At 74.1% G+C, this 14,951-nt stretch carries 13 protein-coding genes; 7 read left to right on the forward strand and 6 right to left on the reverse strand.

Features of this window, described 5'->3' with window-relative positions:
* Positions 1 to 2 precede the first annotated feature (2 nt).
* Entirely contained in the window at positions 3 to 560 is a 558-nt protein-coding gene (locus tag HUT06_RS19305) for a CGNR zinc finger domain-containing protein (protein ID WP_176197015.1), read from the reverse strand.
* A 222-nt stretch (positions 561 to 782) separates the two neighbouring features.
* On the opposite strand from HUT06_RS19305, the gene HUT06_RS19310 reads away from it, so the two are divergent.
* The gene (locus HUT06_RS19310) at positions 783 to 2,369 is read left to right on the forward strand and encodes a Na+/H+ antiporter (protein ID WP_176197016.1); all 1,587 of its coding nucleotides are present in this window, start codon (positions 783 to 785) and stop codon (positions 2,367 to 2,369) included.
* Positions 2,370 to 2,397: 28 nt separating this feature from the next.
* Here HUT06_RS19310 and HUT06_RS19315 read toward each other — a convergent pair whose 3' ends face one another.
* Both HUT06_RS19315 and HUT06_RS19320 read right to left on the reverse strand, forming a co-directional pair.
* The gene (locus HUT06_RS19315) at positions 2,398 to 2,970 is read right to left on the reverse strand and encodes a hypothetical protein (RefSeq protein ID WP_176197017.1); all 573 of its coding nucleotides are present in this window, start codon (positions 2,968 to 2,970) and stop codon (positions 2,398 to 2,400) included.
* 300 nt (positions 2,971 to 3,270) lie between these two features.
* Positions 3,271 to 4,608: a pyridoxal phosphate-dependent aminotransferase gene (locus HUT06_RS19320; protein WP_176197018.1), complete on the reverse strand. Its 1,338-nt coding sequence runs from the start codon at positions 4,606 to 4,608 to the stop codon at positions 3,271 to 3,273.
* A 158-nt stretch (positions 4,609 to 4,766) separates the two neighbouring features.
* Between HUT06_RS19320 and HUT06_RS19325 the strand changes: the two genes are divergently transcribed.
* The 6 genes from HUT06_RS19325 (at position 4,767) to HUT06_RS19350 (ending at position 12,467) form a co-directional block, all read left to right on the forward strand.
* Positions 4,767 to 5,690: a LysR family transcriptional regulator gene (locus tag HUT06_RS19325; RefSeq protein ID WP_176197019.1), complete on the forward strand. Its 924-nt coding sequence runs from the start codon at positions 4,767 to 4,769 to the stop codon at positions 5,688 to 5,690.
* A 183-nt stretch (positions 5,691 to 5,873) separates the two neighbouring features.
* A complete protein-coding gene (locus tag HUT06_RS19330; protein WP_254715270.1) occupies positions 5,874 to 6,599 on the forward strand; it encodes a VC0807 family protein in 726 nt (241 codons plus the stop codon).
* A 107-nt stretch (positions 6,600 to 6,706) separates the two neighbouring features.
* On the forward strand, positions 6,707 to 7,876 hold the full coding sequence (locus HUT06_RS19335; protein WP_176197020.1) for an Ig-like domain-containing protein: 1,170 nt from the start codon (positions 6,707 to 6,709) through the stop codon (positions 7,874 to 7,876).
* A gap of 269 nt (positions 7,877 to 8,145) precedes the next feature.
* Complete coding sequence (locus HUT06_RS19340) at positions 8,146 to 9,279, forward strand: Ig-like domain-containing protein (RefSeq protein ID WP_254715271.1); 1,134 nt, start codon at positions 8,146 to 8,148, stop codon at positions 9,277 to 9,279.
* Between the two features lie 127 nt (positions 9,280 to 9,406).
* Positions 9,407 to 10,756, forward strand: coding sequence for a glycosyltransferase family 4 protein (locus tag HUT06_RS19345; protein ID WP_254715272.1), 1,350 nt, complete (start codon positions 9,407 to 9,409; stop codon positions 10,754 to 10,756).
* Complete coding sequence (locus HUT06_RS19350) at positions 10,749 to 12,467, forward strand: GAF domain-containing sensor histidine kinase (RefSeq protein WP_217711906.1); 1,719 nt, start codon at positions 10,749 to 10,751, stop codon at positions 12,465 to 12,467. The genes HUT06_RS19345 and HUT06_RS19350 overlap by 8 nt, the downstream gene beginning before the upstream one ends.
* A gap of 32 nt (positions 12,468 to 12,499) precedes the next feature.
* Here the strand turns inward: HUT06_RS19350 and HUT06_RS19355 are convergent, their stop codons facing one another.
* The 3 genes from HUT06_RS19355 to HUT06_RS19365 are packed head-to-tail and all read right to left on the reverse strand — an operon-like array spanning position 12,500 to position 14,923.
* A complete protein-coding gene (locus HUT06_RS19355; protein ID WP_176197022.1) occupies positions 12,500 to 13,009 on the reverse strand; it encodes a DUF664 domain-containing protein in 510 nt (169 codons plus the stop codon).
* A 10-nt stretch (positions 13,010 to 13,019) separates the two neighbouring features.
* Complete coding sequence (locus HUT06_RS19360; protein ID WP_176197023.1) at positions 13,020 to 14,270, reverse strand: HAMP domain-containing sensor histidine kinase; 1,251 nt, start codon at positions 14,268 to 14,270, stop codon at positions 13,020 to 13,022.
* Positions 14,267 to 14,923, reverse strand: coding sequence for a response regulator transcription factor (locus HUT06_RS19365; protein ID WP_176197024.1), 657 nt, complete (start codon positions 14,921 to 14,923; stop codon positions 14,267 to 14,269). The genes HUT06_RS19360 and HUT06_RS19365 overlap by 4 nt, the downstream gene beginning before the upstream one ends.
* Between the last annotated feature and the right edge of the window lie 28 nt (positions 14,924 to 14,951).

Below are 14,951 nucleotides of genomic sequence, written 5' to 3' on the forward strand. Positions count from 1 at the left end.
GCCTAGTGCGCGGCTTCGCGCTGGCGGGCGCGGTAAGCCGCGACGTGCATGCGGTTGCCGCAGGTGCGGCTGTCGCAGTAGCGGCGACAGCGGTTGCGGGACAGGTCGACGAGCACGCGCGAGCAGTCCGGGGCCTCGCAGGTGCGCAGCCGGTCCAGTTCGCCCGCCGCCACGACGTACGCCAGCGCCATGCCGCAGTCGGCCGCCAGGTGCTCGCCGAGCGGCGCGCCCGGCGCGAAGAAGTGCACGTGCCAGTCGTAGCCGTCGTGGTCGGTCAGGTGCGGGGTGGTGCGGACCTCGCCGACGATCTCGTTGATCAGCCGGACCGCGGCCGGGACGCCGCTGGCGCGGAACACCTCGTGGAACCGCGTGCGCAGGTCCAGCACGCGGACCAGGTCGGCCTCGGTGAGCTCGTCCACGTCGCTGAAGGTGTTGCGCTCCACGAACGCGCGCAGGCCGGGCAGCCCGCCGAGCTCCTCGGCGCCGGACGTCGCCGCGCCGGTGTTGATCAGGTCGACGACGACGGCGAGCGCGTGCTCGGTGTCATGAGTGAAGATCACGATGACTCCAGTCTCGGGGGACCGGGGCGGTCGTGCTCCCGGCGCCGTCGCCGGGGCCGGAACGCGGCCCGTGGCGTCCACCATATGACGCCGCCCGCGCCGGTCGGGGCCCGCCCCGGGCCGCCGCGCGGGCGCGCCCGGTGGCCCGATCCGGCCGGAACGTTCCACCCGGCGGCGGCCGCCGCGCGCGTACCCGGCCGCATTCCGGTGAGGATCACGACCGTGGCTGAGGACCGGCTCTTCATCGTCTTCCTGGCCGTGGCGGTCGTCGTGCTGCTGGCCCGCGCGCTGTCGGAGCGGCTGCGCGTGCCGGACGCGATCCTGCTGGTCCTGCTCGGCATGGCCGCGGGGTTCGTGCCCGCGCTGCCCGGCGTCGTCGTCCCGCCCGAACTGGTCCTGCTCGGCTTCCTGCCGCCGCTGCTCTACCACGCGGCCTTCTTCACCGCGCCGCGCGAGGCCCGCGCCGACGCCGTGCCGATCTTCACGCTGGCGTTCGGGCTCACCACCGTCACGACGGTCGCGGTCGCCGCGACCGTCCACGCGCTCGTGCCGGGCGCCGGCTGGGCCGCCGCGCTGGCGTTCGGCGCGGCGGTGTCGCCGACCGACCCGGTGGCCGCGACCGCGGTGATGCAGCGGCTCGGCGCCCCGCCCCGGATGGTCACGATCCTGGAGGGCGAGAGCCTGATCAACGACGGCGCCGCCCTCACGATCTTCATGCTCGCGGTGGAGGCGCTCGACGGCGGCTTCACCGCCGGGCACGGCGCGGTGCGGGTGCTCCAGATCGTCCTCGGCGGCGTGGCCTACGGGTTCGGCGTGGGGTTCGCCGTCCGCTGGGTGCGCCGCTGGATCAGCGACCCGGTCAGCCAGATCATCGTGTCGCTGGCCACCCCCTACATCGCGTTCGTCCCCGCCGACCACGTCGGCGTCTCCGGGGTGCTCGCCACCGTCACCGCCGGGTTCTACATCGGCACCCGCGGGGAGGGCGTGCTGCAGCCGGCGTCGCGGCTGGCCGGCACGACGTTCTGGCGGATCCTGACGTTCCTGCTGGAGTCGGCGCTGTTCGTGCTGCTCGGCCTGGAGATCCGCGAGATCCTCCGCGAGCCGGGCGGCCAGACCTGGGGCATGGTGGCGGCGGCGACCTTCGCGGTGTCCGCCGTCGTCATCGGCGTGCGGGTGCTGTGGCAGCTCGGGAACGGGCCGCTCGCCCGGCTGCTGCCCGGCGGGCCGCGCAGCCAGCGGGGACTCGGCCGGCGGGAGCGCCTCGTCATCGGCCTCGGCGGCATGCGCGGCGCGATCTCGCTGGCGATCGCGCTGTCGCTGCCCGCCGCGGTGGGGGACGAGCGCGGGCTGCTGGTGCTGGTCGCCGCGCTGGTGGTCCTCGTCACGCTGGTCGGGCAGGCGCCGCTGCTGCCGGTCCTGCTGCGCCGCCTCGGCCTGGTGCAGCCGGACCGGCGGCGCGCCGAGGCGATGGTCGCGCGCAAGGCCGGGCTGGAGGCGGCGCTGGCCCGGCTCGCGGAGCTGGCCGAGGACGACGCCGTGGACGAGCAGACCGCCGAGGCGTACCGGCAGATGCTCGAGCTGCGGCTGGAGCGCGTCCACTACCTCCTGGACCGGCGGGACCGGGAGCCGGACGCCGCGGGGGAGCAGGGCCCGCCCGCCGGGCGGCGGGTGCGCGGCGAGCTGGTCAGGGCCCAGCGCCGCAAGCTGCGCGCCCTGTACCGCGACGGCCGGATCGGCGCCGGGACGCTCCGCGAGATCGGCCGGGAGCTCGACTTCGAGGACCCGACGACCCCCGGGGCGCGCCCCTGACCGGCGGCGGCCGCGTCGCCCCGGCCGGTCAGCGCTCGTAGTGCGGGTCGGCGACGACGGGGTAGTAGGCGTCGGTGTGCTGGACGCGCATCGTGACGGCCGTGCCGTCGAGCGTGTAGTCGGCCTTCACCTGGCGGAACATCGAGTCGCTGGCCCAGGGGTTGTAGAGGCGGCCCACGGTGGCGCCGTAGCGCAGGTGGACGACGTCGTAGCCGCCGGACGGCATCGACTCCAGGGCCAGCCCGTCGGCCAGGGAGACGGCGAACCGGAACTCCGAGGGGGCGTCGGGGCCGTGGATCACGGTGAGCAGCCGCACGCCGCCGGCGGTGGTCTGCGCGACGATGTCGGTGTCGACGTCCACGCCGACGAACACCCGCAGGCTGGGGCGCAGCACCTGCGCGACCGTGTCGGCCGCCGTGGCGTCGATGCCGAGGTGGATGCGCTGGCCGTCCTTGGTCGGCACCCAGACCCCGTCACGGGCCCGCTGGCCCCACGCGACGTCGGGGTTCTCCATCTCCTGCGGCTCGTTCTTGCCCCGCGCGACCAGAATCCTGGAGGCGGCGCTCATCGCCGCGGCAGCCCCGTCCCGTGCATGCCTCATGACGGGCCCCCTCGCCTTCTTTCATCACTCACGTGACTTCGCGCTCGTCCTGGGTTTACCACGGGCGAGGCGGGCCGGGCGTCTCGTTGCCCCGCCGCTGGTCGATTAGTGACGTTCGCCCCGTGCGTCGTTGGACCTTACACCACGCTTATCCGTGCCGGTCGGACCGGGCGGGGAAGCTTTGCGCGGCCGTTCCCGGCCGCTGTTTCCCGCGCGGTGACGGTCCGTTTCCGGCCCCTCACACGGCGGACCGCGGACCGCCTCTCCGGCGGCCCGCGGCCCGTCCCCATCCCCCCGGCCTCAGGTGAGCGCGGGCTCCCCGGCGGTCACGCTCACGGTCAGGTCGGCGAGCACCTCGCCGAGCCGGTCCAGGGCGCTCTCGATCCACGGCAGCGACGCCGGCGCGGGCGACGCCAGGGCCGCGCGGCGCTGCTCGTCGTCCTCCCCGTAGAGCAGGCTCGGCGCCACCCGCATGCGCAGCGCCGCGGGCGCGTCCCCGAACGAGCTGCCGGGCAGCACGCCGACCCCGTACCGGTCCAGCAGCAGGTGCGTGAGATCGGCGGCCGTGCGGACGCCGTGGTTCTCGTGCAGGACGTCCCGGAGCGGCCCGAAGTCGGGGTAGACGTAGAAGGCGGCCTCCGGGCGGCGGACGAGCGCCCCGGCGGCGGCGAAGCGGTCGGCGACCGCGCCCGCGACCGCGGCGTGCAGCCGCCGGCTGCGGTCGACGTGCTCCACCAGCTCGGGCGGCTCGGCGAAGGCGTAGGCGGCGGCGTGCTGCATGGGGGCCGGAGCGCTCGACCAGATCTCGCTCGCCACCCCGAGCAGGCTGTCGCGCAGCGCACGGCCGAACGGCCCGTCCGGCAGCCGCGCGACGCCGAGCCGCCAGCCGCCCGCCGCGAGGCTCTTGCTCAGCGCGGTCGTCACCACGGTCCGCTCGGGCGCGTACAGCGCGGGGCTCGGCACCGTCCGCGCCGGGTCGTGCACCAGGTCGCGGTAGATCTCGTCGGAGATGACGACCAGGTCGTGCTCGCGGGCCACCGCGCACAGCCGCCGGACGGTCTCCTCGGACGCCAGCGTCCCGGTGGGGTTGTCGGGCAGCGTCACCACGACGGCGCGGACGTCGCGGCCCCGCGCGCGGGCCCGCACCACGGCGTCGGCCAGCAGTGCCGGGCTCGGCACGCCGCCCTCGCCGGGCGGGGTCGCGACGCGGATCGGCTCGGCGCCCGCCAGCGACGCCTGCGCGGCGTAGCTCACCCAGCTCGGCGCCGCCACCACCACGTCGCCGCCGAGCGAGGTCAGCAGGGCGTACAGCAGCGGCTTGCTGCCGGGCCCGGCGACGACCGCGGACGGGTCGGTGGGCAGCCCCCGGCGGCTCCAGTAGCCCGCCGCGGCGGCACGCAGCGCCGCCGACCCGGCGACCGGGCCGTAGGCACCCCGGTCCGCGGCCGACCCCAGCTCGCGGACCAGGGCGGGATGTATCGGTATCCCGGCCTCCCCGAAGCCGAGGGGGAGCACGCGCTCTCCCTCCCTGCGCTTGCGGGCGATCGCCTCGTTCACCGCGAGCGTCGCCGAGAGCGGGACCGGGCGGGGCGCGAACGACAGCGGCCGGACGAATGCGGACTGGTTCTGGGCAGGCATCAATGCTCCAAAGGGCATGCGTGAGTGACGGTGGGCAAACCGTTGAATCCCCGTGTGTGAATCCCCGTGCGTACGGCCCGGCCGGGCTCGACTCACTCTTGCCCGCTGCAAGCATCATTACAAGCGAGTCTCACCGATGGTTACCGTAAGCTGAGCTGATGCTCGAACTGCGCCGCCTGCGGCTTCTCGCCGAATTCGCCCGCCGCGGCAGCATCGCCGCGACCGCGGGCGCCCTCGGCTTCACCCCGTCCGCGGTCTCCCAGCAGCTCGCGGCGCTGGAGCGGGAGGCCCGCGTCCCGCTGCTGGACCGGACGGCCCGCAGCGCCGAGCTGACCGATGCGGGGCGCCGGCTCGCCGAGCGCGCCGAGGAGATCCTCGGCATGGTCGAGGCGGCCGAGGCGGAGCTGTCGGCGCAGGCCGACGCCCCCTCCGGGCGGATCACGGTCACCGCGTTCCCGACCGCCGCCGTCGCCTTCGCACCCGCGCTGGCGCGCAGCCTCGGCGAGCACCCCGGGCTGACGTTCGTGCTCCGGCAGACCGCGCCCGGCACGGGCATCCGGCAGGTGCAGAGCGGCGAGGTCGACATCGCGCTCATCGACGACTGGACGGGCAAGGTCCCCGACCAGGCGCCCGCCGCGCTGGAGTTCTTCCACCTGCGCCGCGATCCGCTGGTCCTGGTCGTGCCGGAGTCGCACCCGATGTCGGACCCGGCCCGCCCGGTCGACCTGGAGCGGCTCCGCGAGGAGGCCTGGATGGCCGCGCCGCCCGGCGAGCCGTCCCGGCAGGCCGTCGAGCGGCTGATGGACACCGTCGGCGGCGCCCGCCCGGTGCCCTGGGAGTTCGAGGGGCTGCACACGATCCTCAGCCTGGTGGCGCGGGGCATCGGCATCACCGCGGTGCCCGCGCTGGCGCTCGCCGCGGGGGACCGGGGCGTGGCGGTGCGGCGCATCCCCGAGTGCACGCTCGCGCGCGAGGTCTACGCCGTCACGCGCACCGCGAGCGTGCGCAGGCCGTCGGTGGCGGTGACCCTGCGCGCGATTTACGCCGCCGCCAGGGACGTCCAGCCCACTCCGGCCGAGTAGCGAGGTGAGGGACGCCGAAAGTCGGAAACAAAGCGGGAGCGGTGGTTCGACACTGGCCGCATCCGGCCGGGGCCCGCACCTCGCGGCGCCGGGGGCCGAACTAAGGAGGGAACCAGCCGCGCGGACCGGATCGTTCGAAAACGGACAGGCACGCGCGGATCATCACGTACGGTGGGGCGAATCGTGACCAGATCCGAGTTCATGCACGCCGACCGGGGAGCACAGTACTCGATGGAACGAACGGCGACCACGCCGGCGGAGCCCGGCCACCACGTGTTCGAGCTGCCGCGGGTGACCGCGCTGCTCATGCACGCGCTCCCGCGCTTCGTCGAGGGCGTCATCGCCCCGGTGGCGGTGTTCTACGCCGCGCTCATGCTGCTCGGGCTGAACGGCGCCCTGATCGCCGCCGTCGCCTGGGTCTACGGCGGCATCATCTACCGCTACGTGCGCGGCCACCCGGTGTCGGGGATGCTGATGCTGGCCGCGGTCGGCGTGACCGTCCGCGCGGGCCTGGCCGCCGCCACGCACAGCGCGGTCGTCTACTTCCTGCAGCCGACCCTCGGGACGCTCTGCGTCAGCATGGCGTTCCTGGCCTCGGTGCCGCTCGGCAAGCCGCTCGCCATGAAGCTCGCCAAGGACATGGCGCCGATCCCCGACGCCTTCTACAAGCACGACAGGGTCCACCGGTTCTTCCTGCGGATCTCGCTGCTGTGGTCGGCGGTCCTGCTGGCGAACGTCGGCGTCAGCCTGTGGATGCTGTTCAACGAGTCGATCAGCATGTACCTGTGGATCCGCACCGGCATCGTCGCCGGGCTGGGCGCGATCGGCATCGCCGTGTCGGTGTGGGGCTTCAAGCGCCTCGTCCGGCGCATCAACCGCGAGCCCGCCCCCTCCGGGACGGCCGCCTGAACAGCGTTTTCCTCGCCCACGCCCCGAACCTTCGCCGGGTTCGGGGCGTCTCCATATGCAGGTAGATTCACCGGACACGGGGTGAATTAAGAGCATTTGGGGGATTTGTGGCGATCAAGGGTCGTGTGGGGCTCGGCCTGGCCGGGGGCGCGGGCGCGGTGGCGATGCTCGTGAGCGGCTGCGCGATCGGCGGCGAGGGCGCGCTCGCCTCGGGCGGGTCCGACACCGAGGTGACCATCACCCCCGCCAACGGGACCGCCCAGGTCAAGCCGGACGGCACCATCGAGGTGAAGGCCGCCGGCGCCGAGCTGCGCGACGTCACCGTCCAGGGCGAGGGCGCCGCGATCACCGGGGCGTTCGGCGAGGGGCGCAAGACCTGGCGCTCCACCCGCACCCTGACGCCCGGCACGTCCTACACCGTCACCGCGCAGGCCGGCGACGGCGGCAAGGCCCGCACGGTGACCAGCTCGTTCACCACGCTGAAGCCCGCCAAGACGCTGTCCATCCTGGACGTCACCCCGAACGTCAAGGGGGAGAAGGTCGGCGTCGGCATGCCGATCTTCGTCCGGTTCGACCGCGCGGTCACCGACAAGGCCGCCGTCGAGCGGACGCTGCGGGTGACCCCCGACAAGCCCGTCGAGGGCGCGTGGCGGTGGCTGGCGCCCGACCAGGCCGTCTACCGCACCAAGACCTACTGGCAGCCGCACCAGACGGTCCGCTTCCACGCGGCACTGGCCGGGGTGAACGCGGGCGGCGGCGTGTACGGGGCCAAGGACGCCCAGGCCGCCATCAGCATCGGCGCAAAGCAGGTCACCACCGGCGACCTCGGCGAGCACCACATGACGGTGACGCGGGACGGTAAGAAGCTGCGCACGATCCCCTTCAGCGCCGGCAACGGGCAGACCCGGGAGTACACCACCACCAGCGGCGTCCACCTCCTGATGGAGAAGGGCAACCCCGTCACGATGACCGCCCCCGGCCGCAAGGAAGGCGACCCGGGCTACTACAAGACGGTCGTCAACTACGCGGTCCGCTTCTCCAACAGCGGCGAGTACGTCCACTCGGCGCCCTGGTCGGTCGGGTCGCAGGGGTCGGCGAACGTCAGCCACGGCTGCCTGAACATCAGCCCCGCCAACGCCAAGTGGTACTACGACGTCATGCAGCGCGGCGACATCATCAAGCTGACCGGCAGCGACCGCGAGGTCGAGTACGACAACGGCTGGAGCTTCTGGCAGCTGTCCTTCGACGAGTGGCGCGAGGGCAGCGCCCTCCAGTGAGGGGCGCGGGACCGGCCTGGAGGTTTCCTGAAAGCCGTCTGGACGCCGGAGCCCCTCATGCAACGCTTTGATCTCGGACACCCGCCAAAACCCCGAGTCGTGGCATGATCCTCGTCTTTTGTCGCTAATGTCGCTGGTGGTAGACGGCGGGGTCACTGGAGGTCGCGGTGCAGCGGAGGATTTCCGCAGGTGTTCGGGCGGGCGCGGGAATCGCGGGGGTCGTGCTGGTGTTCACGACCGCGTGCAGCGGAGGTGAGAAGGACTCCGGCGTGACCGTCGGGGAGAAGGGGGACGCGAGCGTCCCGCAGGTGACGATCGACCCGGGCAACGGCAACACCAAGGCCAAGCCCGAGGCGGGCGTCGTCGTCACCGCGGTGGGCGGCACGCTGGAGCAGGTCACCGTCACCCTCAAGGGCAAGACGGTGACCGGCGAGATGGCCGACGACAAGACCAGCTGGAAGTCGCGGACGCTGCGCCCCGGCGCCAAGTACCAGGTCACCGCGGTCGCCAAGAGCCCGCAGGGCAAGTCGGCCACGGTCAACGCCTCGTTCGCCACGGCCAAGGCGGCCAACGAGCTGGAGATCGTCGACGTCACGCCCGGCAAGAACGAGAAGGTCGGGGTCGGCATGCCGATCCAGGTCGTCTTCAACCGCGCGGTCGCCGACAAGAAGGCCGTGGAGAAGGCCCTGGAGGTCAAGTCCACCAAGCCCGCCACCGGCGCGTGGTACTGGATGAACGACACCACCGTCGTCTTCCGCACGAAGAACGGCACGTACTGGCAGCCCAACCAGAAGGTGGCCCTCAAGGCCCGGCTGTCCGGCGTCAAGTCCGGCAAGCGGACCTACGGCATGGCCGACTTCACGCGCACCTTCCGCATCGGCGACTCGCACATCACGCACATCAGCACCAAGAAGAAGAAGGCCGTCGTCAAGGAGAACGGCAAGACGGTCCGGTCCTGGCCCATCAGCGCCGGCCGCGGCGGCCGCGTCGTCAACGGCGTCGACACCTTCCTCACCACCAGCGGCATCCACCTGACGATGGGCAAGGAGAATCCGGCGATCATGACGTCGGAGTGGATGGGCGTCGACCCGAAGGACAAGAAGAACGGCGGCTACAAGGAGGTCATCCCGTTCGCGGTGCGGATCTCCAACAGCGGCGAGTACGTCCACTCGATGGCCTCCACGGTGTGGGCGCAGGGCCGGCAGAACGTCAGCCACGGCTGCGTCAACTCCCCGCCCAAGGACGCCCGCTGGTTCTACAACTTCTCCTACCGCGGCGACCCGGTGGTCATCACCGGCAGCAAGCGGGGCCTGGACTGGAACAACGGCTGGAGCTACTACGAGATGTCGTGGAACCGGTGGGTCAAGGGCGGCGCCCTCAACCGCACCGTCACCACGGGCTGACCGCCGCTCGCCGACCATGACCGGGCATGACCGGGCATGACCGGGAAGGGCGTTGACCACCGGTTGGCGTTGACCCGTCCCGAAGGGGGCACAGGGCCGGAAACGGACCTCTGCGATCGGGGACGAGGTGAACGAGCCGGCACGCCCGCTGCGCCTGCGCCGCCGCGTCCGGCGCAGGGCCCACCGGGTCCTGCGCCGCGCGGCGCTCCTGGCGCTGCGCCCGCTGCGGTGGCGGCGGCCCGCGGCGGACCACCGGCGCGGCGACCGCCTCCGCGTCCGCGTCCTGCTGCAGAACGCGCACGGCACCGGCGGCACGATCCGCACGGTGCTCAACCTGTGCGGCCACCTGGCCCGCGACCACGACGTCGAGATCGTCAGCGCGCTGAAGGGCAGCGAGAAGGCGTTCTACCCGCTGCCCGCCGGCGTCGCGGTCACCTACGCCGACGACCGGTTCGCCCGGCCTGGCCGGCCCGCCCGGCTCCTGGGCCGGCTGCCGAGCCTCCTCGTGCCGGCCGACGAGGCGTCCTTCCGCCACATGACCCTGTGGACGGACGTCCGGCTCGTCCGCGCCCTGTACGGCACACCGGCCGACGTCCTCATCGGGACCCGGCCCTCCCTCGTCCTGCTGGCCGCCGAACTCGCCCCGCGCGGCGTCGCCGTGATCGGGCAGGACCACATGAACCTCGGCTCCTACCAGCCCGCGCTCCGGAGCCAGGTCGTGCGCGGGTACCGGCGGCTGACCGTCCTCGCCACCCTCACCGAGGCCGCCCGCACCGACTACGCGCGGGCGCTCGCCGGGACCGGCGTCCGCATCGCGCGGATCCCGAACGCCGCGCCGCCGCTGCCGGGCCCGCCCTCCCGGCGCGAGGACAAGGTCGTGCTCGCCGCCGGACGGCTCGTCCGCACCAAGGGCTTCGACCTGCTGATGCGCGCCTTCGCGCCGATCGCCGCCGAGTACCCCGACTGGACGCTGCGCATCTTCGGGTCGGGCGCCCGGCGGGACCGGCTGCTCGCGCTGATCGGCGAACTCGGCCTCACCGGCCGGGTGGAGCTGCGCCCCCGCACCGCCGACCTGCCCGCCGAGATGCGGCGCGCGTCGGTCTACGCCCTGTCGTCGCGCCGCGAGGGCATGCCGATGGTCGTCATCGAGGCCATGGGGATGGGCCTGCCGGTCGTGTCGTTCGACTGCCCGCACGGGCCCGCCGAGCTGATCGCCGACGGCGCGGACGGGCTGCTCGTCGCGAACGGCGACGTCGACGCGCTCACCGCGGCACTGCGCAAGCTGATCAGCGATCCGGCCCTGCGCGACCGCCTCGGCGAGCGCGCGCTGCGGTCGGTGCGCCGCCATGACCTGGACCACATCGGCGCCCGGTGGTCCCGCCTCATCGCCGCCGCCGCGGACGGGCGCCCCGGGCCGTTACCGCGGCCCTGGATCCGGCGTCCGGGACCCGGCCGGAATACTGGGCGGTGTGAGTGAGGAGCCCCGCTCGGGGGAGGAGCGCGCACGGCTCGTCCTGCCGGAGCTGAAGCTGGACGATCTGCTGGCCGAGCTGCAGGCGCGGCTGGACACCGCCCGCGCCACCCGCGACCGGGTGCACGCGCTGCTGGAGGCGGTCGTCTCGATCGGCGGCGAACTCGACCTGGAGACCGTGCTGCGGCGGATCACCGAGGCCGCCACCGCCCTGGTCGACGCGCGCTACGGCGCCCTCGGCGTCATCGGCGACGACGGCGAGCGGCTCGCCCGGTTCGTCACGGCCGGGGTGAGCGAGGCGGAGACCGAGGCGATCGGGCACTGGCCGCACGGCCGCGGCATCCTCGGGCTGCTGATCCGCGAGCCGCACGCGATCCGGCTGCCCGACCTCGGGGAGCATCCGGACTCCTACGGGTTCCCCCCGAACCACCCGCCGATGCGCACGTTCCTCGGGGTGCCGGTCCGCGTCCGGGACGAGGTGTTCGGCAACCTGTACCTGACCGAGAAGGCCGGCGGCGGCGAGTTCGACGCCGAGGACGAGGTCGTGGTGACCGCGCTGGCCACGGCCGCGGGCGTGGCGATCGAGAACGCGCGGCTGTACGAGGAGACGCGGCGCCGCGAGCGGTGGCTGGAGGCGTCCGCGGAGATCTCCACGGCGCTGCTGTCGGGCACCGGCACCGGCGAGGTCATCGACCTCGTCGCGCGGCGCGCCCGGGAGATCGCCGGGGCGCGGCTGAGCGGCGTGGCCCTGGTGGACGAGGCGCGCGGCGAGGCCGTGGTGGAGGCGGTCGACGGCGACGGCGCCCGGCACCTGCTGGGGACGCGGCTGCCGCTGGAGAGCTCGGTGTCGGGCAGGGTCCTCGCCGAGGGCGCGGCGCTGCGGCTGGCCGACGGCTCCGCGGCGGGGCGGGAGGCCGGGGCGCCGGGGGAGGCGCCGGTCGGACCGCTGCTGGTGGTGCCGCTCGGCACCGGCGCCGCCGCGCGCGGCACGATCGTGGTGATCGACCCGCCGGGCGGCGCGCCGTTCACCGACGAGACCCGGCGGCTGCTGGAGGCGTTCGCCGGGCAGGCGGCCGTCGCGCTGGAGCTGGCCGACCGGCGCCGCGACACCGAGCGGCTGACGCTGCTGGAGGATCGCGACCGGATCGCCAAGGACCTGCACGACACCGTCATCCAGCGGCTGTTCGCGACCGCGATGACGCTGATGTCCGCCGTCAAGATCACCGAGCGGCCGGAGGTGGCGACGCGGGTGCGGCGGGCGGTGGACGACCTGGACGACACCATCCGGCAGATCCGCTCCACCATCTTCGCGCTGCAGGCGCCGCCCGACGAGGAGTCGCTGCGCAGCCGGACGCACACGGTGGTCGACGCCGCCGCCGAGCGGCTGGGGTTCGCGCCGTCGGTGCGGCTCGCCGGGCTGCTGGACACCGCCGTCGGCGACGCGGTCGGCGAGGACCTCCTCGCGGTCGTCCGGGAGGCCCTGTCGAACGTGGCCCGGCACGCCGGCGCCAGTGAGGCCGCCGTGGTCGTCGACGTCGGCGACGACCTCACCCTGCGGGTCGAGGACGACGGCCGCGGCATCCCCGAGGGCGGCCGCCGCAGCGGCCTGCGCAACATGCGCGAGCGCGCCGAGGGGCACGGCGGGTCCTTCACCACGCGGGACCGGCCGGGCGGCGGCACCGTCCTCGTCTGGCGCGTCCCGCTCGGCGACGCCTAGCCGGCTCCGCGTTCGCCGGCGGCCGCCCGCGTTCAGCCCTGTTCGAGCAGGCCGCGGACGTAGGCGGCCTGGCCGGCGTGCTGCAGGTCGTCGGAGAGCACGCTGACCAGCCGCACGGCGAGCGTGACCGGCGGGTCCCAGGAGCGGTCGACGACGCGGTCCAGGTCGCCGTCGGCCAGCGCGGACACGTACTCGGCGGTGCGGTCGTGGACGGCGTCGTGGTAGCCGGTCAGCAGGTCCGCCGACTCGACCCGGACCGCCGCGACGTCGTCGGGCGTGTGCCCGTAGCCGGTGTCGAGGACGTCCAGCGGCAGGCCGAACCGGTCGGCCCAGCCGTCGTCGGTCCACACCTGGCCGGTGCCGGCGGCGCCGGCGACGTGGTCGTCCTGGACGCGGGTCAGGTGCCAGACGAGCCACGCGATCGAGTTGGCCCCGTCCGCCGGCCGGTGGGCGAGCTCGTCGGCGGTGAGCCCGCCGACCGCGCCGTGGACGACCTCCCTGATCCTGCCGAACCCGTCGGTGAGCAGTTGCGCACTGATCATTGGGCTGACGCTACCCCGATCGCGCCGGCTCTCCCGTCCCGGGCGCCGCGTGTTCGGCGGCGGGCACGCGGGAGGGCAGCCGGACGGTGACGGTGAGGCCGCCGCCGGGACGCGGCTGCGCGGTGACCGTGCCGCCGTGCGCGGTGGCGGTCGCCCGGACGATCGACAGGCCCAGCCCGGAGCCGCGGTCGGACCGCACCCGGTCGTTGCCGAGCCGCCGGAACGGCTCGAAGATCGTCTCGATCTCGTAGCCGGGCACCACCGGCCCGGTGTTGGTGACGGTGATCTCCGCCCACCCGTCCCGGCCGCGGGTCGCGACCGCGAGCTCGCCGCCGTCGCGGTTGTGCCGGACCGCGTTCTCGACCAGGTTCTGCACCAGCCGCTCGACGAGCACCGGGTCGCCGGCCGTGGGCGCCGGGCCGAGCCGGCGGCCGGTGGTGAGCCCGCGGTCCCGGGCCTGCGGGCCGGCCTGCTCCAGGACGTGGCCGGCGACCTCCGCGAGGTCGAGCGGCGCCGCGTCCACCGCGATGTTCTCCGAGCCGGCGAGGGTGAGCAGGCCGTCGATGAGGCGCTCGTGCCGGCCGTTCACCACCAGCAGCGACTCGCCGAGCCGCTTGACGTCGTCGGTGGCGTCCGGGCGGCGCACCGCCACGTCCACGAGGGTCCGGTTGATGGCGAGCGGGGTGCGCAGCTCGTGGGAGGCGTTCGCGACGAAGCGCCGCTGCCCGTCGAACGCCCGCGCCAGCCGGCCGAGCATGGTGTCGAAGGTGTCGGCCAGCTCCTTGACGTCGTCGCGCGGCCCCCGGTAGGAGATGCGCTCGGTGAGGTCGTGGCTGCGCGCGACCCGCCGCGCCGTCTCGGTGATCGTGTGGACGGGGCGCAGCGCCCGGTCGGCGAGCAGCCAGCCGAACCCGAGCCCGGCGGCGGCGACGAGGCCGAGCGCGACGCCGCCCTGGGTGAGCAGCGCGTTCAGCGTCTCCCGCCGGTAGGTCTCGCGCTCCTTGGTCAGCACCCCCTCCACCCGCCGGACGGTGGTCTCCCCCGGCGGCCCGTCGGGTTGCCGAGTGAGCGACCACTCCGGGGCGGAGCCCGTGAAGACCTGGTTCACGTCCACCGGGTCGGCCTGCTGCGGCAGGCTGTTCTTCAACAGCAGGTAGGTCAGCCCCAGCAGGACGATCCCGGCGCACAGGAAAAGGCCCGTGTAGAGCAGGGTGAGCCGCATCCGGATCGTCGGCCGCAGCCGCTCGGTGACGTGCGTCATGGAATGCGGTACCCCACTCCCGGGACGGTCTCGATGACCGGGGGATCGCCGAGCTTGCGGCGCAGCTTCATCAGCGTCACCCGGACGGTGTTGGTGAACGGGTCGGTGTGCTCGTCCCAGACCTTCTCCAGCAGCCGCTCGGCGGACACCACCGCGCCCTGCGCGCGCAGCAGCTCGGCGAGCACCCCGAACTCCTTGCGCGCCAGGTGGACGTACCGGCCGTCGCGGTACACCTCGCGGCGGGCCGGGTCGAGCCGGATCCCGGCGCGCTCCAGCGCCGGCGGCGCGGCCGGGCGGGCCCGCCGGCCGAGCGCCTGGATCCGCGCCACCAGCTCCTCGAACGCGAACGGCTTGGTCAGGTAGTCGTCGGCGCCGAGCCGCAGCCCGGCGACCCGCGCCGGGACGGCCACGGCGGCGGTCAGCATCAGCACCCGGACGAGCGCGCCCGACTCCACCACCGCGCGGCACACGTCGTCGCCGTGCACGACGGGCAGGTCCCGGTCCAGGACGAGCACGTCGTAGTCGTTCACGCCGAGGCGCTCGAGCGCGGCGTCCCCGTCGTAGACCACGTCCACGGCGAGCGCCTCGGCCCGCAGCCCCTCGGCGATCGAATCGGCGAGCATCCGCTCGTCCTCGGCGATCAGTATCCGCACGTCCGCCGTCCCCCTGTCCGCCCGCCGT

Source organism: Actinomadura sp. NAK00032 (assembly GCF_013364275.1).
Taxonomy (GTDB): Bacteria; Actinomycetota; Actinomycetes; order Streptosporangiales; family Streptosporangiaceae; genus Spirillospora.

Bases quoted from the DNA above. Each gene is read 5' to 3' on its own strand.
- HUT06_RS19360 (WP_176197023.1), bottom strand. From the start codon at position 14,270: ATGACGCACGTCACCGAGCGGCTGCGGCCGACGATCCGGATGCGGCTC.
- HUT06_RS19325 (WP_176197019.1), top strand. From the start codon at position 4,767: ATGCTCGAACTGCGCCGCCTGCGGCTTCTCGCCGAATTCGCCCGCCGC.
- HUT06_RS19320 (WP_176197018.1), bottom strand. From the start codon at position 4,608: ATGCCTGCCCAGAACCAGTCCGCATTCGTCCGGCCGCTGTCGTTCGCG.
- HUT06_RS19315 (WP_176197017.1), bottom strand. From the start codon at position 2,970: ATGAGGCATGCACGGGACGGGGCTGCCGCGGCGATGAGCGCCGCCTCC.
- HUT06_RS19355 (WP_176197022.1), bottom strand. From the start codon at position 13,009: ATGATCAGTGCGCAACTGCTCACCGACGGGTTCGGCAGGATCAGGGAG.